This is a genomic window from Streptomyces sp. NPDC030183 (assembly GCF_055573455.1).
In genome coordinates, this window is record NZ_JBVIBK010000003.1 from 1 (window position 1) to 20,443 (window position 20,443).

The following is a 20,443-nucleotide window of genomic DNA, read 5'->3' on the forward strand; positions in this document are numbered from 1 at the left end:
CCCTGACCCGTGTACTGGACGTACTCGGGTCAGGGCCCGGTGCGTCGAGAGCGCGTGCATGGCGTCGCGGGGTAGGCGGGAATTTGACGACAGGGCCTACAGCCAGGCCAGCGACGCCGCCGTGGCCAGGACGTTCCGTGCGGCGCGCTCGTCGCCCGTGAGGCCCCGGGGCACCTCGTCCGGGGTGTAGCGGCCGCCCACGAGCAGACAGAAGTCGACCGGGTCCAGGGTCAGTTCGGCGGTCACGGGCTCGGCGTCCGAGCCGAGGACCCAGCCGGTGCCGGGGGCGGTCCCGGTGACCTCGACGAGGACGGGGGGCGCGTCGTGGAGGGCCAGGCCGAGGATGCGCACGGCGAGGCGGACCAGCTGCTCCAGGTGTTCGCCGGGCGGCGGCGGTACGGCGACGCCGACCGCCCGGCCGATGTCGTCGGCGTGGATCCACGCCTCGAAGGCGCGGATGACGAAGTGGTCGGCGACGGGCAGCCCGAGGCCCATCACCGTCGTCGCGCGGGCGGCGAGGGCGGGGTCGCGGGCCTCGGGGGTCGCCAGGAGATCGGCGGCCTGCGCGGCCCAGGTGGCGACGGTCTCCTCGGGCGTGCGGGCGTGCTCGTGGGCGATGACGTCGGCGGTGCGCAGCTCCCACGCGCCTGCGGCGGGGGTGCCGTCCGGGATGTGCGAGGCGGGCAACCGGGCGCCGACGCCGAGTGCGAGGGCGAGGTGTTCGTCGGCGGCGACCAGGTGGGCGACGGTGGCGTGCACGTCCCAGTCGTGCACCACCGGGGTGCTCCAGCGGCCGTCCAACTCCCGGACGAGGGCCTGGAGTCCGGCGACGGCGGCGGCGTACGGCGCCGCGTGCGAGGCGACACCGGGGGTGCGGGGAGGGCGGGAGCGCAGGGCCGAAGCGAGCACACCGTCCGCGCCGCCGCACCCCTCGCCGGCGCGCGCGCCACCGGGGGCCCGGCTCGGCCCCGCGTCCGGGCCCAGGGCGCCGTCCAGCAGGCGTACGGTCGCGCGGAGCCGCTCGGCCTCCTCAGCACAGGTCTCGCAGTCGGCGAGGTGGAGCGGGACCGCCCCGGCGTCGGAGTGTGGCAGCGCGCCGACCGCCCAGGCGGCCAGCAGCTCCCGTACGCCGTCGTGGTCGTTGGTCATCGCGCGCCGCCCTTTCGCCGTGCCGCTGCCACGATACGCAGGGCCCGCACGGCCCCGGCGGCGCGGTGCGGGCCCGCCGCCATCACGCCCCCCTCGCCGCTGCCGGGTCCGGTGGATCCGCGAGGGATGCCGCCAGTTTGCGCAGGGCCGAGCGGAGCCGGGTCTTCGCGGTGCCCTCGGGGATGCCCAGCTCCACGGCGGCCTGGCGGTAGGTGCGGCCCGCGAAGTAGGCGAGGTGGACCACCTCCCGCTGGGTGCGGGGGAGTTCGGCGAGGGCGGTGTGCAGCAGCAGGGAGCGCTCGCGGTCGACGACCGTCTCGTGCGGGCCGGGCCCGGCGTCGGGGATGGCGTGCAGCGCCGAGTCGTCCGCCTGGACGTCCTTGCGGTGCCGGGCCTCGCTGCGCACCCAGTCCACGGCCCGCCGGTGGGCGAGCATCGACAGCCAGGTGCGCAGGGAGCCGCGGCGCGCGTCGAAGCCGTACGGGCTGGTCCACAGCTGGGCGAAGACCTCCTGGGCCACGTCCTCGGCCGCGGCCTGGCTGTGGGTGACCCGGACGGCCACCCGGCGCACGAGTGCCCCGTACGCCGCGTAGGCCTCACGCAGCGCGGACTCGTCCCCGTACACCAGCCGCCGATGCAACTCCACATCGATGGACGGCTGTTCGAGCGTCGGCTCCACCGGCACCACCATCCCTGATGCCCTTCCTAGCGTCCCGGCCGGGCTCGCGCCAGCGGTTCAGGAAGACAGGGCGTCCAGGACCCGGTCGACGTCCGCCGCCGTGTTGTACAGGTGGAAGGAGACCCGCAGGTTGCCCGCGCGGTCGGAGACCTGGATGCCGGCCGCGCTCAGCTCGGGCTGCCGTACCCCCAGTCCGGGCACGGAGACGATCGCCGAGCCGGGCGCCGGGACGGGCTCGTGGCCGAGGGTGGCGAGCCCGGCGCGGAAGCGGTCCGCGAGGGCGAGGTCATGGGCGTGGACGGCGGTCACGCCGAGTTCCTCGATGAGCGCGAGGGAGTGGCGCAGCCCGGCGTACGTGAACAGGACCGGGGTCAGGTCGAAGCGGCGGGCGGAGCGGGCGAGTTCGGTGACGGGGCCGTAGCAGCTGGCCCAGGGGTCCTCCCCCGCGACCCAGCCGGCCAGCACCGGGGTCAGCCCGCCGAAGTCCTCGGGCACGACGAGGAAGGCCGCGCCGTGCGGGCCGAGCAGCCACTTGAAGGTCGTGCAGACGGTGAAGTCGTACGCGTCGGCCTCCATCGGCAGCCAACCGGCGGCCTGGGAGAAGTCGACGTAGGTACGCGCCCCGTGGTCCCGCGCCGCCTCGCGGAGCGCGGGCAGGTCGGCGACCCGGCCGTCGGCGGACTGGGCGGCGCTGACCGCGACGAGCGCGGTGCCGGGCCGGACGGACTCGGCGAGCCGCTCCAGCGGCACGGCCCGCACCTTGAGGTCGCCGCGGACGTGGAAGGGGTTGAGGACGGAGGTGAAGTCGCCCTCGGCGGTGAGCACTTCGGCGCCGGGCGGCAGCGACGCGGCGATCACGCCGGTGTGCACGGACACCGAGGGCCCGGCCGCCACCCGCCCGGCCGGCACTCCGGCCAGCCGCGCGAACGAGGCCCGCGCGGCCTCCACGTCGTCGAACAGCGGGTCCAGTGCCCGGCCCTCGGCCCGCAGCAGGGCGGCCTCGCCCAGAGCGGCCACGGTGCGGGCGGGCAGCAGGCCGCTGGAGGCGGTGTTCAGGTAGGTGTTCTTCGGCGCGAACTCGGCACGGACGAGGCTCTCGAAGGTCTCCATGCCACCACTGTGACGCCCCAGGACCTCCCCGTCTATTGAGAGGTTTTACGCGGTTCATCAAAGCACCGCTTATATATCCGGCCCGACCAGCACCTCAGCGCCGCCAGGACACCGGTCACCGGGTCCGCGGCACCGCACAGCCGTCGGGCCCGCACGTCTGCGCGCCCTCGTCCTGGATGACCTGGAGCGGCGACCTCTCCCCCCACGCCTGGGTGAGCGCCCGCTCGAACACCTCGGCGGGCTGCGCGCCGGACACCCCGTACTTGCGGTCCAGCACGAAGAACGGCACTCCGTTCGCGCCGAGCTCGGCCGCTTCCCGCTCGTCCTCGCGGACGGCGTCCGCGTACGCGGCGGGGTCGGCCAGCACCTCACGCGCGGCCCCCTCGTCGAGTCCCGCCTCGACGGCCAGCTCGATCAGGAACTCGTCCGCGTCGGCGTACACGGACCGCTCGTCGGCGAAGTTCGCCCGGTACAGCAGCTGGAGCAGTTCGCTCTGCCTGCCGTGCTCCTTGGCGAAGTGCAGCAGCCGGTGCATGTCGAAGGTGCTTCCGTGGTCGCGCCCCTCCGCCCGGTAGTCGAGGCCCTCCGCGTCGGCCTGCGCGCGGAGGTTGTGCTCACCGGCCTGGGCCTGCGCCTCGCTCATCCCGTACTTCTTGCTCAGCATGGTGAGGACCGGCTGGATGTCGCCCTTGGCGCGGCCGGGGTCGAGCTCGAAGGAGCGGTGCACCACCTCGACGCCGTCCCGGTGGGGAAAGGCCGCCAGCGCCTTCTCGAAGCGGGCCTTGCCCACGTAGCACCAGGGGCAGGCGATGTCGCTCCAGATCTCGACGCGCATGGTGTCAGCTCTCTTCCGTCGTACGGGTACGGGTACGGGTGCACGGAGACGCCCTCCGGCCCTGAGATGGATGAACGTTCAAGCAGCCCGGCTCATTCCCGCGGCCCTCCCCCGCTCCCGCTCACTCCCCCGCTCCCGCTCACCCCCCGGCGACGTCATAGGTGAGGAGCAGATGGTGATCGCCCGGGGCCGGTGGGTTGCTCGGGTCCGGGGTCCAGCCGAGCCGGGCGTAGAACGCCCGCGCCCGGTGGTTGTCGACGTGGACCGTCAGCACGGCCGTGCGTCTGCCGTCGGCCCGCCACTCCTCCACACAGGCCGCGTGCAGGGCGCGGCCGGTGCCCCGGCGCCACAGGTCGGGGTCCACGTGGAGCTGGGCGAGGTACACCGTGTCGGCGGGGGCGTCCTCCGCCGGGCGGAAGGAGGCGATGCCGGTGATCCGGCCGTGCTCCACCGCGCAGAGCACCCGGCCGTCCGGCCGCTCGATGGCCCGCCGCCAGCCGGCGAGCCAGTCCGTGCCGTCGTCGGGGACGCCGTCCGGGTAGTACGTCGCCCGGGCCCGGGCATGCAGCGCGACGACGTCACCGAGTTCGGCGGGGAGCGCGGTCCTGATCACTCGTGCTCCGGTCAGTCGTTCCACACGGTTCTCGATCATGTGAAGGAGGACGAGCCGGACGCCCGGGCGGTTCCGGCCGGGGGTGACACCGGTCCCGGCGTCCGGGCCGCCGACGCCACCGTCCTCAGCTGCCGTTTCTCAGGTCCTGGGGCCAGTTCGGGCGGAACTCGATCTCGTCGTACGTCACGACGCAGCCCTCCCCCATCGGTGACTGCGTCATGAACCCGACCAGGGCGGCTCCGCTCTCCCGCTCCCCGCCGAGCGTGAACAGCCGGACGAACGTCCAGTGCTTGCCGTCGCGGGAGGCGTGGAAGGCGAACGCCCGGCCCGTGCGGCTGACCCGCAGCCACACCGAACTTCCCTCCACCGTGAAGGAGTTGGCGTCGTCGGAGTGTCCACGGGTGACCACCGTGCAGACCGTGGGGACGTCCGGCGAGTACTCCAGGCACAGCTTCGCCCAGGCCCGCTCCCCCACGTGCACATAGAGCACGCCCGCGTCGAACCCGGCGGCGAAGCCGACGGTGACGCGGGCGATCAACTGGAAGTCCCCCTCCGGCGCCCCCAGCAGCCTGGGCGCGTCCGTGACGGGGTCCAGCCCCTCGTCCGTGGGCGGCACGAACCGGTCCTGCCGGGCGCCGGCCCACCCGGTGAGCACCCCGTCCTCATAGGACCAGTGCCCATCGGGACCGTATGTACGGAGAGGGAAAGGGAGTTCGGGAAGTTCGAGATCCATTGGGGGATTCTTACAGCCCCCGGTCGGCGTCCGCGCCCCCTTTCGGGGGCGCGGGGAACCGCGCGACCGGCCACGGACGACCCGTGGCCGGCCGACCACCGCGTCCCGCGGTCAGCGCTCCAGCACGCCGTTGAACCGGCGCGGCAGCCCCAGCGGGTTGTCGTCCCGCAGCTCCGGCGGCAGCAGCGCCTCGGGCGCACCCTGGTACGCGACCGGCCGCAGCCACCGCTCGATGGCCGTGCCGCCCACGGAGGTGGACGTCGAGGTCGTCGCCGGGTAGGGCCCGCCGTGGTGCTGGGCCGCGGCCACGGCCACACCCGTCGGCCAGCCGTTGACCAGCACACGCCCGGCCAGCGGCGTCAGCTCCGCCAGCAGCTCCGGGCCGCGTCCCTCACCGGCGGCCTCCTCACCGGACAGGTGGACCGTGGCGGTGAGGTTGCCCGGCAGCCGGGACAGCACGGCCTTCGCCTCGTCCTCGTCCTCGTAGCGCGCGACGACCGTGAGCGGCCCGAAGCACTCCTCCAGGAGCAGGTCGTGCTCGCCCTCGGACGCCAGCTTGCCGGCGGGGACGGTGAGGAAGCCGGGGCTCACGGTGTGCTCGCCGCCCGCGCCCGCCGTCACCGGCGACTCCACGTCCGGCAGCTCCGCGCGCTCGGCGACACCGGCGAGGAAGTTGTCGCGCATCCGGTGGTCGAGCAGGACACCCGCGTCGACGTCGCTGACCGCGTCCGTGAGCGACTTGACCAGCCGGTCACCGGCGTCGCCGGCCGGCGCCAGCACCAGGCCCGGCTTCACACAGAACTGGCCGACCCCGAGGGTCATGGAGCCCGCGAGTCCCGTACCGATCGCCTCGGCGCGCTCGGCCGCCGCGGCCTCGGTGACGAGGACGGGGTTCAGGGAGCCCAGCTCGCCGTGGAACGGGATCGGCACCGGCCGCGCGGCCGCCGCGTCGAACAGGGCCCGGCCGCCGCGCACGGAGCCGGTGAAGCCGGCGGCGGTCACCAGCGGGTGCTTGACCAGCTCGACGCCCGCCTCGAAGCCGTGGACGAGACCGAGGACGCCCTCGGGGATGCCGTGCTCGACGGCGGCCCGGCGCAGCACGATCGCGACCAGCTCGGACAGCGCCGGGTGGTCGGGGTGGGCCTTGACGACCACCGGGCACCCGGCGGCCAGCGCGCTCGCGGTGTCACCGCCCGGCACGGAGAAGGCGAAGGGGAAGTTGGAGGCCGAGTAGACGGCGACGACGCCCAGCGGCACCTTGTAGCGGCGCAGGTCGGGGATGGGCGGGGTCGCGGTGTCGTCGGGGTGGTTGATCACCACGTCGAGGAACGCGCCCTCGTCGACGATGTCGGCGAAGGCCCGCAGCTGGTAGCAGGTGCGGGCGAGTTCACCGGTGAGCCGGACCGGACCGAGCGCGGTCTCCGCGTCGGCGACCTCGACGAGCTGGTCCTTGGCCGCCTGGAGCTGGTCGGCGGCCGTGCGCAGGAACGCCGCGCGAACGCCGCGGTCGGCCAGGGCGCCACGGGCCTCGTGGGCCGCGCGGACGGCGGCGTCCACCTCCTGGGCTGTGGCCTCCACCGCAACCTGCTCGCGCTGCTTCCCGGTTCGGGGGTCGACACTCCAGACTGGTGCTGCTGCCACCGCGGGTCCCTCCACGTATTTCTGGGTCATTCCCAGGGGTATTCTCTGGGTCATTCACCAAGGTCGTTCGATATGCTGAACGCCGTCCTCAATGATGAATATGGTGTTGGAGACTATTTCCCGTCGAACGAAGGGGTCAAGGGCGATGTCGGCAGTCGAGACGGGCGGCGGAGCGCAGGTCAAGTCGGCGGTTCGAACCGTCGAACTGCTGGAATACTTCGCCGGGCGCCCCGGAATGCACTCGCTCGCGGCGGTGCAGGAGGCCGTCGGCTATCCCAAGTCCAGTCTTTATATGTTGCTCCGCACCCTCGTGGAGCTCGGCTGGGTCGAGACGGACGCGACGGGCACCCGGTACGGCATCGGCGTACGGGCCCTTCTCGTCGGCACCTCGTACATCGACGGGGACGAGGTGGTGGCGCTGGCCCGGCCCACGCTCGACCGGCTCTCGGACGACACCACCGAGACCATCCACCTGGCCCGCCTCGACGGCACCAACGTCGTCTATCTGGCCACCCGGCAGTCGCAGCACTATCTGCGTCCCTTCACCCGGGTCGGCCGGCGGCTGCCCGCCCACTCCACCTCGCTCGGCAAGGCGCTGCTCGCCACCCACACCGACGAGCAGGTCCGCAAGATGCTCCCGGAGACCCTCCCGGCGCTCACCGAGAACACGATCACCGACCGGGAGCAGCTCATCGAGGAGCTGCACCAGGTCCGTGAGCAGGGCTTCGCCGTGGACCGCGAGGAGAACACCCTCGGTCTGCGCTGCTTCGGCGTGGCCATCCCGTACCGCACCCCGGCCCGTGACGCGATCAGCTGCTCCGTGCCGGTGGCCCGGCTCACCCCGGCGCACGAGCAGTTGGTCAAGGACGCCCTGTTCGACGCCCGCGACCGGCTGACGCTGGCCACGCGCCGGCTCTGAGCCCGGCCCGCGCGGCACACGGGCGCGTCCGCCGCCCGGGCACATGAAGACCTCATGAGAAGCGGGACGGAAGGGAACGACCGACCGCGTTCCGCTCGTCTGCCCGGGTGCGATGAACAAGACGATCAGACGCAGCGCCGTCTTCACCCTGCTCCTCGTGCTCGCCCTGCTGGCGCGGGCGACCTGGGTGCAGTTCTACGAGGGCACGGCGCTCGCGGAGGACAAGGACAACCGGCGGAACGCGATCGAGACGTACGCGGCGCCGCTCGGGAACATCATCGTGGGCGGCGACGCGATCACCGGCTCCGCGCGGACCAAGGGCGGCGACCTCGCCTACAAGCGCACCTACAAGGACGGCGAGCTGTACGCGGCGGTGACGGGGTACGCCTCGCAGAGTTACGCGCCGACGCAGCTGGAGGGCATCTACCAGGACCTGCTCAACGGCACGGACAGCCGGCTGAGGACGGTGCTGGACACCCTCACCCGCACGCGGGCCGACCCGGGCGATGTGATCACCACGATCGACCCGGCCGTGCAGAAGGCGGCGTACGAGGCGCTCGGCGAGAAGAAGGGTGCCGCCGTCGCGATCGACCCGGCGACCGGGAGGATCCTGGCGGTGGTGTCGACCCCGTCGTACGACCCGTCGGCGCTCACCGACGCCAACACGGCGGGCGCGGCCTGGAAGAAGCTGAACGCGGACCCGGACAAGCCGCTGACCAACCGGGCGCTGCGGCAGCCCCTGCCACCGGGGTCGACGTTCAAGCTGGTCGTCGCGGCGGCCGCGCTGGAGGACGGGCTGTACCCGTCGGTGGACGTGCGGACGGACAGCCCCGACCCGTACACCCTGCCGGGCACCACGACGGAGTTGGGCAACGAGAACCCGGACGCGCCCTGCGAGAACGCCTCCATCCGTACGGCGTTGCAGTACTCGTGCAACAACGTGTTCGCGCGGATGGCCGTCAAGCTGGGCCAGGACAAGGTCAGGGCGATGGCCGAGAAGTTCGGCTTCGACGACACGGAGCAGGACGTGCCGGTGCGGGCCTACACCAGTGTGTACCCGTCCGACATGGACGAGTCGTCCACGGCACTGACCGGGATCGGGCAGTACGACGTCACCGCGACGCCGTTGCAGATGGCCATGGTGTCGGCGGCCATCGCCAACGACGGCAAGCTGGTGGCGCCGCACATGGTGTCGCAGATCACCGACGGCGGCGGCGACGTGCTGGAGGACTACGACTCCGAGGCCGGCACCGAGCGGGTGGTCAGCGCGTCCACGGCGAAGCAGCTGCGGTCGGCGATGGAGACGGTCGTCGAGGACGGCACGGGCACGAACGCGCGGATCGGCGGGGCGACCGTGGGCGGCAAGACCGGTACCGCCCAGCACGGCGAGAGGAACAGCAAGACGCCGTACGCCTGGTTCACGTCGTACGCGAAGGCCGGCGGCAAGGAGGTCGCCGTCGCCGTGGTCGTGGAGCAGTCGGACGCGGCCCGCTCCGAGGTCAGCGGCAACGGGCTGGCGGCGCCGGTCGCGAAGGCCGTGATGGAGGCGGCTCTGAGGGACTGAGGGCACGGTCGAGGACCGTCCGAAGACGAAGGGCCGCCCCTCTCCCCCCGGGGGCGGCCCTTCTCCGGCGGGCTACTTCACACCGAACAGCTGCTGGATCGGGTTGATGGCGAAGTACACCAGGAACAGCGCCGAGGTGCCCCACAGCAGCCAGTGGATCTCCTTGGCCCTGCCGAGGACCGTCCTGATGAGGACGTAGGCGAGGAAGCCCGCGCCGATGCCGTTGGTGATGGAGTAGGTGAACGGCATCACGACGATCGTCAGGAACGCGGGGATGGCGATGTCGTACCTGTCCCAGTCGATGTTCTTGACCTGGATCATCATCAGGAAGCCGACGGCGACCAGCGCGGGGGCCGCGGCCTGCATCGGGACGATGGTGAGCAGCGGGGTGAGGAAGAGGGCGACCGCGAAGAGCCCGCCGGTGACCAGGTTGGCGAAGCCGGTGCGGGCGCCCTCGCCGACGCCCGCCGCGGACTCGATGTAGGAGGTCGCGGAGGACGCGGAGGAGGCGCCGCCGGCGACCGCCGCGGCGCCGTCGATGAGGAGGACCCGGCCGAGGTCCGGGACCTTGCCCTCCTCGTCGAGCAGCCCGGCCTCGGCGCTGACGCCGACGACCGTGCCCATGGTGTCGAAGAAGTCCGAGAGCAGCAGGGTGAAGATCAGCAGGACGACCGTGATGACGGTGGTCTCGCCGAAGGAGCCGAAGAGGCTGAAGTCGCCGATCAGTCCGAACTCGGGGGCGGCCACGAGGTCGTCGGGGACCTTCGGGGTGGTCAGTCCCCAACTCTCGATGTCGGCCAGAGAGTTGATCACAATTGCAACGACGGTCATCGTCAGGATGCTGATCAGGATCGCGCCCCGTACCTTCCGGGCGAGCAGCGCGATCGTCAGCAGGACGCCGGCGCAGAACACCAGGATGGGCCAGCCGGACAGCGCGCCGGACGCGCCGAGCTGGACCGGCACGGTGGTGTTCGCGATGTCGGGGATGCGGGTGACGAAGCCTGCGTCGACGAAGCCGATGAAGGCGATGAACAGGCCGATGCCGACGCTGATGGCCTGCTTGAGCGGCTGCGGGATGGCGTGCATGACAGCCTCGCGCAGGCCCGTGACCACCAGGACGCAGATCAGCAGACCTTCGAGGACGACCAGGCCCATCGCGTCGGGCCAGCTCATCAGCGGGGCTATCTGGAAGGCGACGACCGCGTTGAGCCCGAGGCCCGCGGCGAGCGCCAGCGGCAGGTTCCCGCCGACCCCCATGATGATCGTCATGACGGCCGCCACGAGGGCGGTGGCGGTGACGAGTTCGGCGCCGTCGAGGGTGTGACCGTACTTGTCCTTGGCGCTTCCCAGGATGATGGGATTCAGGACAAGGATGTATGCCATCGTGAAGAACGTGGCGAGGCCGCCGCGTATCTCGCGGGCGAAGGTGGACCCCCGAGCGGTGATCCTGAAGAAGCGATCGACGCTGTTCACCCCGGTGGGTGGGGTGCCTCGCCGGTCGGCCACCTTCTGTGCGTCGGACATGTGCCGTGCTCCTAGGGACGTGTGTGCTACGCGCGGATGCTGGCTGGATTGTTCCGTCGTTGAACCCAGTTCAGGTTTTCTCCGTGTTACGGAATCGAAGTTCGCCCCGCAAGACGGCGTTCGAAGCCTCGTACGAAACTCGTTCACGATCACTGCTACTCTTCCGGATCTCGTCGGGGGAACCCCCGGACGATCACGTGTCATTCACAGGGCACGCACAGGCACCCGGTCCCGGTGCCTCCAGCCGAAGCGAGGAGAGAGGTCGCCCGTGGGCACGGTCGTCGACGACGCAGCCTCCGTGGAGTTCCATGACTTCTTCGAGCGGCACTACGCCGAACTGTCCCGTCTGGCCCATCTGTTGACCGGCGAGGCGGACGCGGCGGACGATCTCGCCGCGGACGCCCTGCTCGCGATGTGGCACCGCTGGGACCGGGTCCGCGCCGCGGAGCACCCGGTGGCGTACGCCCGCGGGGTGGTGGCCAATCTGGCCCGTACCCGGATCCGCAGCGCGGTGCGGGAGCGCCGGCGGATCACGCTGTTCTGGTCGCAGCGCGAGGAGAAGGCCGAGAATCCCGATGTGGCCGGGGTGGTCGACGTGCAGTCGGCGCTGCGCCGGCTGCCGTTCCGCAAGCGGGCGTGCGTGGTGCTGCGGCATGCTTTCGACCTCTCGGAGAAGGACACGGCGCTCGCCCTCGGCGTCTCGGTCGGTACGGTGAAGAGCCAGACGTCCAAGGGGATGGCCGAGCTGAAGAAGCTGCTCGGCACCGGCGACGCCCCCCGGCGGATGCCCACCGGCATCACGGGTGCGGGTGTCACGGGCGCGAGGGTGACCGGCGCGGGTGCGCCGGGCAGCGGAAGAAGGGACCGATGAGGGACGTGCACGAGGAGCTGCGCGCCCGGCTGCGCGAGTCGGCCGAGGCGTACGTGCCGGACCGCGCCCGCATCCTGGCCCGGATCGAGCGCGGGATGGCGGCACCCGAGGAGCCGCGCCGCAGCCGCAGGGCCACGCGGCCGCCGCTGTGGGGCTGGGTGCGCGTGGTCAGCGCGACCGCCGGTGTCGCCGGTGTGCTCGCGGTGGGCGGCTATGCCGTCGCGTCGGCGGTGAAGGGCGAGGAGAAGCCCAACGACCGGACGGTCGCGGTGTCGCCGACCCCGGTGGAGTCCCCGGCGGCGACGAGCCGGGCGCCGGTCCCGCCGGACCCGGCCCCGACCCGGGGCGAGTCGGAGCGCGAGCCCGGCGCCGAGCCGTCGAGTGCACCGCCGGCCAAGGACTCCCCCGCGCCGAAGCTGCCCGTCTCGGGGGACGCGGAGGACGGCCCGCTCTGGTCGGACGGCACCGTCGACCCGCACAGCAACGACTTCTGGGCCCAGAGCAATCTGACCCTGAAGACCGGCGAGCAGCTCACCGCGCTCACCGTCCAGCTGCGGATCGCCGAGACCGGCGGGGTCTCCTCGTCCGGTGCCTGGCGCTCGCTGCCCGAGGCGGACTTCGACCTCACGGTCGCCGAGGACGACGGCTTCCTGGTCTACACCTGGGTGCTCAAGGACGGGCGTACGGTCCCGAAGGGCGAGTTCGTCTTCGCCGGGCAGTACAACCACGAGCGCGGCGGCCGGGACGCGAGCGACGACCGCTACGCGATGACCGCGAAGGCGGGCGGCGAGGAGTTCGCGGTGGCGGGCGGCTTCGAGGGCCAGGCCGAGGGCGACTCGTCGGACGACGGCGACTCGTAGGAAAGGCCCCGCGGAACCCCGCAGCGGCATCCCGCGGAAAAAATCTCGCGGGGCGGCAACCCTTTGCCCGCCGGTGGCGACCGGAAGACGTGAGAGCGGGAGGGAACCGACTGCCGGTTCCCGTCATCTGCTCTCACGTACGAGCGATACGGAATCCACCATTCCCGGAGCACGCCCCTTGAGCACGCACAAGAGACGACGTCTCACCCGCCGACGGGTGCTCGGCGCCACCGCGTTCGGTGTCGCCGCCACCGGCGCCGCCGTCGCGGGCGGCAGCGGTCTTCTCGCCACCGCGTCCGCCGCCGGTTTCGGACACTCCGACGACGGCCGGAACTTCGTCGTCGACACCGGCGCCGGCCTGGTCTTCAAGGTCTCCAAGACCACCGGCGACCTCACCTCCCTGCGCTACCGGGGCAAGGAGTACGAGGGCTACGGCGGCCGGCACTCCCATGTGGAGTCCGGGCTCGGCACCGCCACCGTCACGCTCCGGCAGTCGGGGGCGACGATCCTGATCAAGGCCGCGCACGGCGCGATCACCCAGTGGTACGCGGCCCGCAGCGGTCAGAGCAACGTCTACCTGTGGACGCACAAGGCGGACGCCTCCTTCACGGCGACCCGCTTCCTCGTCCGCCTCAAGCCGGGAGTGTTCCCCAACGAGGGCCCGGACTCCTGGATCGAGAGCTCCGACCGGGTCATCGAGGCCGGCGACGTGTGGCGGCGCGCGGACGGCACCACCCACTCCAAGCACTACTCGGGCAAGCGGGTCATCGACTACGACCACATCGGGTTCACCACCGGCGAGGTCGGCCTGTGGCTCGTCCGCTCCAACCACGAGAAGGCGTCCGGCGGCCCCTTCTACCGCTCACTGCTGCGCCACTCCAACGACAAGGGCGCCGGGCTGTACGAGATCCTGCACTACAACCAGGCCCAGACCGAGCCGGAACGTTTCGGCCTCCAGGGCCCGTACGTCCTCGCCTTCACCGACGGCGGCGCCCCCTCCCCTTCCCTGGCCCACGACAGGCTGGACACCTCCTGGGTGGACGGCCTCGGCATCACCGGCTGGGTCGGCAGGGCGGGACGCGGCAAGGTGGCCGGGGTCGGACTCAAGGGCATGGATCCGAAGCACGCGTACACGGTCGGCTTCGCCAACGCCGACGCCCAGTACTGGACCAGGGCAGCGGCCGGCACCGGCGCCTTCTCCTGCAAGGGCATGCTCCCGGGCACGTACACCCTGACCGTATACAAGGGCGAGCTGGCCGTGCACACCCGGCAGGTGACGGTGAGGGCGGGCGGCGCCACCGCGCTCAACACCCTGACCATCACCGGCGATCCGTCCGCGGCGAGGACGCTCTGGCGGCTCGGCGACTGGGACGGCACTCCGCGCGGGTTCAAGAACGCCGAGCTGATGACGTACGCGCACCCCTCCGACGGCCGTGCCAGGAAGTGGACGGGCGACGTCACCCTCGACGGCGGCGACCAGGCCGCGACGTTCCCGGCGTATGTGTGGCAGGACGTCAACAACGGGGTCCGTGTCCACTTCAAGCTGACCGCCGCCCAGGCCGCCGCCGCGCACACGCTGAGGATCGGCGTCACGGACGCCTTCTCGAACGGCCGGCCGCGGGTGACGGTCAACGAGTGGGTGTCGCCGGTCCCCGCGCCGCCCGAGCAGCCCTCGACGCGTTCCCTGACCACGGGTTCGTACCGGGGAAACAACCACATGTTCACTTTCCACGTCCCTGCCAGTGCATGGAAGTCGAACACCAGTGGGTACAACGTGCTGAAGATCGATATCGTCAGTGGATCGAGCGGCACGGCCTTCCTGAGCCCGGGCACCTCGTTCGACTGTGTGGACCTGCTGGCCTGAGCCCCCCTCGGCCGGCAGTGGTGCCGACTTGAGCCCCCCTCGGTCGGCACGACAAGCGCCCCCCGCCGGTGACGACCGGCGGGGGGCGCCCTTCTCCCGGGTCAGCGCATCGCCGCGCCGACGGCCGTGGAGCCGGTCGTCAGGAACGCCGTGACCGGCAGCGAACCGTCGGCGCCGCGCGCCCGGCGCACCCCGCTCGCGTCGAGGGACCTGAACGGCGGTGTCACCACCCCGCCGTTCCAGCTGTTGGCCGACGACACCGTGCCCGGGCCCAGACGTGCCGTGCCCGTGCCGTTGTCCACCGCGAGGTTCCGCGTCAGCCGGGCCGTCCCCGCCGGGAACGAGAACCCGTCCGCCGTGTTGGCGAAGGCGGTGTTGTGGTGGAGCCGTGGCGCCCCGGTGTTGGAGTTCCCGGTGAAGCCGTGCAGCGTGTTGTCCCAGGCCGCGTTGTCATGGACCCGGTGGGCGGCGGAGGCTCCGCCGCCGCCCAGCTCGAACCCGTTGCCGTTGCCCTCGGACGCGCCGGCGTTGCCCTCGGAGGCGGTGTCGTTCCCGCGGTTCCCGCCGTTGCCGAAGGCCCAGGAGTGCTCGACGGTGACGGGTGAGGAGAACTGCCAGAGGTCGAGCCCGTCGTCCGCGTTGTCGTAGAGGCGGGCCCCGGTGATCCGGTTGCCGGTGCCGGAGCCGAACTGCACGGCGATGCCGTCGGCGTTCCGGCCGTGGTTCGCGGCGTCGTGGTTGCCGTGGCTGTCCAGGTTCCGCACGACGTTGCCGGTGGTGCCGTCGCCGCGCAGCGTGAAGCCCGAGTCGCCGTTGTCCGCGGTGACGAGGTTCTCGAAGATCCCGCCGACGGACGAGGTGGCGACGAAGCCCCGCGCCGGGGAGTTCTGGAAGGTGATGCCGGAGACGGTCCAGTGGTCGCCGTCGATGGCGACGAGCCAGGAACCGGCGGGCAGTCGGGAGCCGTCGATCCTGACCTTCTCGTTCCCGTACGCGGTGAGCGTGATCCGGGCCGAGGCGGTGCCGTCGGCCGTGGACCTCAGGGTCCGGGTGGGCCGGTAGGTGCCGCCGCGGAGCTGGATGGTCGTACCGGCGGCGGCATGGGCGAAGGCGGACTCCAGCGACGCGGTGCCGGTGACCGTGGTCGCGGCGGCCCGGGCGCCGTCGTTCGAGAGACCGAGCAGGACACCGCCCGCCCCCGCGGCGACGGCCACCAGGGCGGCGATCGACAGGGTGCCGGTCCTGCGGTGGCGCCCGATGTTCTGGCGCACGAGGGTTCCTTTCACGGGGGGGACGAGGAGCGAAGCGGGCCGGAGGGGCCGCCCCGGCCCGCTTCTGTCCCTGGTCGTCGCCCCGCCGGGAAAGGTTGCCGCGAACCCTCGAAAACCTTCGAAAGGCCGGCTCAGTCCATCGTCGCGCCGATCGTCGAACTGCCCGTGGTGAGGAAGGTGGTCACGGGCAGCGCGCCGTTCGACTGCCGGGCGTTGAACGTGGTGGAGGCGTTGGTGGAGCGGAACGCGGGCGTGGAGACGCCGGGGTCCCAGTTGTTGCCGGACGAGACGACCGAGGAGCCCTTGGTGACCGGGCCGCCGCCGTTGCCGACGGCCAGGTTCCGGCCGAGGCGGGCCGCGCCGGTCGCGAAGTAGTAGCCCCACTTGGCGTTGGCGTAGGCGGTGGTGCGGTTGATGACGATGGCGCCCTTGTTGCTGTTCTCGGTGAAGCCGTTGCCGGCGTTGTCCCAGGCCGCCGAGTTGTTGATGACATGGGCCACGGTCTCGCCGTCGCCGCCCAGCTTGTAGCCGTTGCCGTCGCCCGCGAACGCGGAGTCGCCCCAGCAGTTCCTGCCGTTGCCCATCGCCCAGGTGTGCTCGACCGTCACGGGCGAGGAGAACGACCAGAAGTCCAGGCCGTCGTCCGCGTTGTTGAAGAGGCGGGCCCCGGTGATGAGGTTGCCGCCGCCGGAGCCGAACTTCACGGCGATGCCGTCGGCGTTCTCCCCGTGGTTGGCCCGGTCGTAGTGGCCGTAGGAGTCGAGGTTCCGGACGGTGTTGCCGGTGGTGCCGTCGCCGGTGAGCGTGAAGCCGGAGTCGCCGCCGTTGATGGTCTTGACGGTGTCCCAGACGGTGGAGGCACAGGACTGGCAGACGACCGCGCTGTCCGGGGAGTTCTGGAAGGTGATCCCGGAGACGGTCCAGTAGTCCGCGGTCAGCTTGAAGATCCAGTCGCCGGCGGGGAGGTTCGAGCCGTCGATCCTCACGGTCTCCGAACCGTACGGCTGGAGGTGTATCCGGCTGGAGGAGGTGCCGTTCGCCGTGGACTGGAGGGTGGCCGTCGGGAAGTACGTGCCGCCGCGCACCTGGATGACCGTGCCGGGCGTGGCGTTCCTCAGGGCGTTGGACAGGGCGGTCGTGGTGTTGACGACGACGGTCGCGGCGTGCGCCTGGGTGGGGAGCACGGCCAGTCCGGCACCGAGGGCGAGGGCGGTGCCCAGGGCGAGAGTGGTACGACGAGACATGGAGAGCGGTCCTTTCTCGTGCGGGTGGGGCGTGCGGGTGGGGCGTGCGGGTGGGGCGTTCACAGGACGGAGTCGAGCCAGTCGCCCGGATCACGGGCATCCATCGGGCCTCCAGTCCCCGAGATACGTCCGCCGGGTGTGCAGCGCGCCCTCCGCCTCGGTGAGCCGCGGCCGGTTCTCCGGCACCGTGACGGCCGCGCCGGGACCGGAGTTGCCGTACTCGCGAAAGCGCATGGTCTGCCACGGGTACGCCTCGCGCATGTTGGTGTAGGGGGCGGCGGCGTCGATGCCGGAACCGATCCAGGTGTCCCGGACGACCAGGGAGGGCCAGGCGGTCGTCTCGTACGACGGCACCCAGGGGCGGGCGATCTTGTACGCCCCGTCCTCGGCGCCGGAGGTGATCCGGCTCCGCAGGGCGAGGAACCCGTAGGGGTTGGCGCGGGCGGTGGAGGGCGCGAAGACCATGCCCTTGGGGGTGAAGGGGACATCCCGCTGGAGCGTGTGGAGGCGGCAGGACTCGAAGACCGCGCGCGCCCGGCCGAAGACGAAGTCGACGTCGCCCTCGATGTGGCAGCGGCGGTAGTACTGCCGGTCGAAGGCGTCGAGCGCGGTGGTGTCCGCGAAGAGGGTGTCCTGGTGGGCGAGGAGGCGGACGTTCTCGAAGTGGCCGCGGTCCCCCGTGATGTACGCGGCCACGGCCTGTGTCCCGGTGATGTCGGGGTGGTCGGCGCGCAGCCAGTCGTTGGCGAGGGTCAGGTCGCGGACGGTGAGGCCGGGCGCGGCGGAGGTGAAGGTGGCCGAGCCCGCCGTGCCGTAGGTGCCGCCCTCGGGTCTGGGTGTGCCGCCCGCCCGGTCGAAGACGATGACGGCGGCGCGCGGGTCGCGGGAGGCACCGCGAAGCGTCAACTCCCCCTTGTCGGCGGGGATGTCGACGACCTCGCGATAGGTGCCCGGATGCACCACGATCGTCCAGCCGGGGCCGTCCACCGCGTCCACGGCGGCCTGGACGGAGCCGCCGCGCCGGACGTGCAGGACCCGGCGGCGCGCATGGGCGGACGCGGGGGTGGCGCCGGCGGCCGCGAGGCCGCCGGCGATCCCGGTGAGCAGGGTGCGCCGGCGCACGTCAGCACCCCTTCCAGGGTGCCCAGTCGCCGAGGTACGCCTCACGGGTGTGCGCGGCGGCCTCCTCGGCGGTGAGCTGGGGCCGGTTCTCCGGGACGGTGATCCGGGCGCCGGGGCCGGTGTTCCGGTACTCCGCGAACCGCTGGTCCTGCCAGGGGAATCCGGAGGACATGGTGGCGTACGGGGCCACCGCGTCGATGCCTGCCCCGAGCCGGGTCTCGCGGACGGTCAGCATCGGTCTGGCGGTGGTGTCGGAGCTGGGCACCCACGGCCGGGCCAGTTTGTAGTGGGCGTCCGGGGCCCCGCTGGTGATCCGGCTCCGGGTCACCAGACAGCCGCGCGGGTTGGCGCCCGCGGTGGACGGCGCGAACACGAACCCGTACGGGGCGGAGGCGAGGTCGGTCCGGGTCAGGGTGTGGAAGTGGCAGCGTTCGAACACCGCGGTGGCCCGGCCGAAGACGAAGTCCACGTCCCCTTCGGCGTAGCAGTCCTGGAAGTACTGGCGGGCGAACGTGCCGAGCGCCATCGAGTCGGCGTACAGCGTGTCCTGGTGTCCGAGGAACCGGCACCGCAGGAAGGCCGAGCGGTCGCCCTGCACCTTGAGGGCGACGGCCTGGGTGCCGGTGATCTCGGGGTGGTCGGCGCGCAGCCAGTCGTTGGCGAAGGTGATGTCCCGCGCGGTGAACCCGTCGCCCTGGACGAGGGTGGTCGCCGATCCGGTGGTGCCGTGGGTGCCGCCGCCGGGCCTGGGGGTGCCGGCCGCGTTGTCGTACACGATCGTGACGTCGAGGGCGTCGCCGGAGGCACCGATCCAGGTCATGTCCTTGCGGGCGGTGCTCACGACGACGGTCTCCCGGTACACGCCGGGTGCGATGACCAGGGTGTGACCGGTGCCGGTCGCCGCGGTGACGGCGGCCCGCACGGTGGTGAAGTCCCCGGCACCCCCGGCGTGGACGTACAGCGTCCGCTCGTCGAGCCGCCCGGCGGGTGAGCCGAACCGACCGAACGGTGACCGGCCGTGGGAGGCGTGGGCCGGTGCCGCCGTGCCGAGCGCGAGCACCGCCCCGGCGCTCGCGAGGACGAACGACCGTCTGCCCAGGGCTGTCCGGTGCTCGGTCATCAGCAGACCTTTCCGGCGCCCGCCCGGGCCTTGACGATCGCGGGCACGGCGCGCGGGTGGTCGACCTTCTTGCGCAGCGTCGGCGTCCAGCCGGCACCGGACTGGAGGGTCTCGGCCGGGATCTCGGCGTTGTGGACGGCGATGAGGTCGGTGAGCCGGCCGTTGACGTAGTTGTTCTCGGCGGTCAGCGGGGACTCGTTCCACTTCTTGAGGACCTTGCCCGCCTTGGTGCCCGGCGGCAGGGTGATGGCGTTGTCGGTGGCGTGGAGCCGCGAGGAGATGCCGATGCCGAAGACGTAGTAGTCGTCCTTCTGCTCCTCGTTCACCACGTAGTGGTTGTTGTAGACGTCGACCTGTCCGAACCGCACGCGCGGGGAGCGCTGGAGGATCCCGTCGAAGCGGTTGTGGTGCAGGGTGACCTTGAGTCTGCCGGCGTCCTGGGAGGCGGAGCCGTCGCTGTTGCCGATCAGCATGTTCTTGTCGTGGTTCTCGAAGCGGTTCCAGGACACGGTCACGTGGTCGGCGCCGCGCACGATGTCGGTGAGGCCGTCGTGCTGCTGGAAGACCTTGCCGAAGTGGACGGGGCGTTCGCTGTCCGGGAAGCGCCCGTCGGTGAACGTGTTGTGGTCCAGCCAGACGTGGTGGGTGCCGTGGACCACGACGGCGTCGTACTCGGAGTTCCAGTTGCCGGTGTGGTTGTCGTCGGTGGGGTCCCACTTGGGGAAGCAGTCCAGCGGCGCCTCGATGGTGAGGTTGCGCATGATGACGTTCTGGACGCCCTTGATCTGGAGGCTGCCGCCGAGGATGCCGGAGTTCCGGCCGACGCCGACGATGGTGGTGTTGCTGGGGACGTTGGCCTTGATCTCCGCGTCCTGCCGGGCGGCGGAGGCGACCCGGGCGTCCTCCTGCGGGCCCATGGCGACCTTGTCGTTGCCGTACACGGCCGGGTCGTAGTCCTTCAGGTACTGCTGGAGGTCGTAGCCGCCGGTGACGAAGGCGTCGCAGCCTTGGGAGACGGCGTCGATCATGCCCTTGACCTTGATGATCTTCGGCGCGTCACCGCCGTCCCTGAGCGCGGCCTTGAACTCCGCCCAGGTGGTGACGGTGTGGACGTGGGCGGCGTCGGCCGCCGAGCCGCCGGTGGTGCCGCCTTCCGCGGAGCCCCAGCCGTCACCGGCCCCGAGCACCTGACGGCCGAGGTCGCGTTCGCCGGCCTGGGCGACGCCGGTCCCCGTGACCCCGAGGACGAGGGCCGTGCAGCCGACGACGGCAGTAATGGCATGAGCATGCCAGACATGAGCACGCATGGGTGCGGGTTCCTTTC

18 protein-coding genes are annotated in these 20,443 nt (G+C 71.9%); 5 read left to right on the forward strand and 13 right to left on the reverse strand.

The features are described 5' to 3' along the window. Positions 1-96: 96 nt before the first annotated feature. The 7 genes from ACZ4Z2_RS04710 to ACZ4Z2_RS04740 form a co-directional block, all read right to left on the reverse strand. Entirely contained in the window at positions 97-1,149 is a 1,053-nt protein-coding gene (locus tag ACZ4Z2_RS04710; protein WP_468072350.1) for a maleylpyruvate isomerase family mycothiol-dependent enzyme, read from the reverse strand. A gap of 82 nt (positions 1,150-1,231) precedes the next feature. After that, positions 1,232-1,840, reverse strand: a complete 609-nt coding sequence (locus tag ACZ4Z2_RS04715) for an RNA polymerase sigma factor (protein ID WP_468072352.1) — start codon at positions 1,838-1,840, stop codon at positions 1,232-1,234. 45 nt (positions 1,841-1,885) lie between these two features. Next, positions 1,886-2,938: an aminotransferase class V-fold PLP-dependent enzyme gene (locus tag ACZ4Z2_RS04720; protein ID WP_468072354.1), complete on the reverse strand. Its 1,053-nt coding sequence runs from the start codon at positions 2,936-2,938 to the stop codon at positions 1,886-1,888. Between the two features lie 115 nt (positions 2,939-3,053). Then, positions 3,054-3,773 (reverse strand): DsbA family oxidoreductase, encoded by a 720-nt coding sequence (locus ACZ4Z2_RS04725; protein WP_468072356.1) that lies wholly within the window; start codon positions 3,771-3,773, stop codon positions 3,054-3,056. A gap of 139 nt (positions 3,774-3,912) precedes the next feature. Next, a complete protein-coding gene (locus ACZ4Z2_RS04730; protein ID WP_468072359.1) occupies positions 3,913-4,425 on the reverse strand; it encodes a GNAT family N-acetyltransferase in 513 nt (170 codons plus the stop codon). A gap of 85 nt (positions 4,426-4,510) precedes the next feature. Then, positions 4,511-5,119 (reverse strand): DUF1349 domain-containing protein, encoded by a 609-nt coding sequence (locus ACZ4Z2_RS04735; RefSeq protein WP_468072361.1) that lies wholly within the window; start codon positions 5,117-5,119, stop codon positions 4,511-4,513. 111 nt (positions 5,120-5,230) lie between these two features. Further along, positions 5,231-6,760 carry an aldehyde dehydrogenase (NADP(+)) gene (locus ACZ4Z2_RS04740; RefSeq protein WP_468072363.1) on the reverse strand — a complete coding sequence of 510 codons (1,530 nt, stop codon included), beginning with the start codon at positions 6,758-6,760 and terminating at the stop codon, positions 5,231-5,233. A 145-nt stretch (positions 6,761-6,905) separates the two neighbouring features. On the opposite strand from ACZ4Z2_RS04740, the gene ACZ4Z2_RS04745 reads away from it, so the two are divergent. Both ACZ4Z2_RS04745 and ACZ4Z2_RS04750 read left to right on the forward strand, forming a co-directional pair. Then, positions 6,906-7,679 (forward strand): IclR family transcriptional regulator, encoded by a 774-nt coding sequence (locus tag ACZ4Z2_RS04745; protein WP_055514882.1) that lies wholly within the window; start codon positions 6,906-6,908, stop codon positions 7,677-7,679. 112 nt (positions 7,680-7,791) lie between these two features. Continuing rightward, complete coding sequence (locus tag ACZ4Z2_RS04750) at positions 7,792-9,243, forward strand: peptidoglycan D,D-transpeptidase FtsI family protein (protein WP_468072365.1); 1,452 nt, start codon at positions 7,792-7,794, stop codon at positions 9,241-9,243. A gap of 72 nt (positions 9,244-9,315) precedes the next feature. Here ACZ4Z2_RS04750 and ACZ4Z2_RS04755 read toward each other — a convergent pair whose 3' ends face one another. Beyond that, positions 9,316-10,767 (reverse strand): NCS2 family permease, encoded by a 1,452-nt coding sequence (locus ACZ4Z2_RS04755; protein WP_468072367.1) that lies wholly within the window; start codon positions 10,765-10,767, stop codon positions 9,316-9,318. A 268-nt stretch (positions 10,768-11,035) separates the two neighbouring features. Between ACZ4Z2_RS04755 and ACZ4Z2_RS04760 the strand changes: the two genes are divergently transcribed. From ACZ4Z2_RS04760 to ACZ4Z2_RS04770, 3 genes are all read left to right on the forward strand, one after another. After that, positions 11,036-11,638, forward strand: a complete 603-nt coding sequence (locus ACZ4Z2_RS04760) for a SigE family RNA polymerase sigma factor (protein WP_468072369.1) — start codon at positions 11,036-11,038, stop codon at positions 11,636-11,638. Next, positions 11,635-12,498, forward strand: coding sequence for a hypothetical protein (locus tag ACZ4Z2_RS04765; RefSeq protein ID WP_468072371.1), 864 nt, complete (start codon positions 11,635-11,637; stop codon positions 12,496-12,498). Before ACZ4Z2_RS04760 ends, ACZ4Z2_RS04765 begins: the two co-directional genes overlap by 4 nt. Positions 12,499-12,676: 178 nt before the next feature. Further along, the gene (locus ACZ4Z2_RS04770; RefSeq protein WP_468072373.1) at positions 12,677-14,362 is read left to right on the forward strand and encodes a rhamnogalacturonan lyase B N-terminal domain-containing protein; all 1,686 of its coding nucleotides are present in this window, start codon (positions 12,677-12,679) and stop codon (positions 14,360-14,362) included. A 101-nt stretch (positions 14,363-14,463) separates the two neighbouring features. Here ACZ4Z2_RS04770 and ACZ4Z2_RS04775 read toward each other — a convergent pair whose 3' ends face one another. The 5 genes from ACZ4Z2_RS04775 to ACZ4Z2_RS04795 all read right to left on the reverse strand — a co-directional run bounded on the left by ACZ4Z2_RS04775 (position 14,464) and on the right by ACZ4Z2_RS04795 (position 20,426). Then, the gene (locus tag ACZ4Z2_RS04775) at positions 14,464-15,633 is read right to left on the reverse strand and encodes a right-handed parallel beta-helix repeat-containing protein (RefSeq protein WP_468072375.1); all 1,170 of its coding nucleotides are present in this window, start codon (positions 15,631-15,633) and stop codon (positions 14,464-14,466) included. A gap of 131 nt (positions 15,634-15,764) precedes the next feature. Continuing rightward, positions 15,765-16,877: a right-handed parallel beta-helix repeat-containing protein gene (locus ACZ4Z2_RS04780; RefSeq protein WP_468072377.1), complete on the reverse strand. Its 1,113-nt coding sequence runs from the start codon at positions 16,875-16,877 to the stop codon at positions 15,765-15,767. 90 nt (positions 16,878-16,967) lie between these two features. Then, the gene (locus ACZ4Z2_RS04785) at positions 16,968-17,999 is read right to left on the reverse strand and encodes a pectinesterase family protein (protein ID WP_468072379.1); all 1,032 of its coding nucleotides are present in this window, start codon (positions 17,997-17,999) and stop codon (positions 16,968-16,970) included. Position 18,000: 1 nt separating this feature from the next. Beyond that, entirely contained in the window at positions 18,001-19,119 is a 1,119-nt protein-coding gene (locus ACZ4Z2_RS04790; protein WP_468072381.1) for a pectinesterase family protein, read from the reverse strand. Beyond that, positions 19,119-20,426: a pectate lyase family protein gene (locus tag ACZ4Z2_RS04795; protein WP_468072383.1), complete on the reverse strand. Its 1,308-nt coding sequence runs from the start codon at positions 20,424-20,426 to the stop codon at positions 19,119-19,121. The genes ACZ4Z2_RS04790 and ACZ4Z2_RS04795 overlap by 1 nt, the downstream gene beginning before the upstream one ends. Positions 20,427-20,443: the final 17 nt, after the last annotated feature.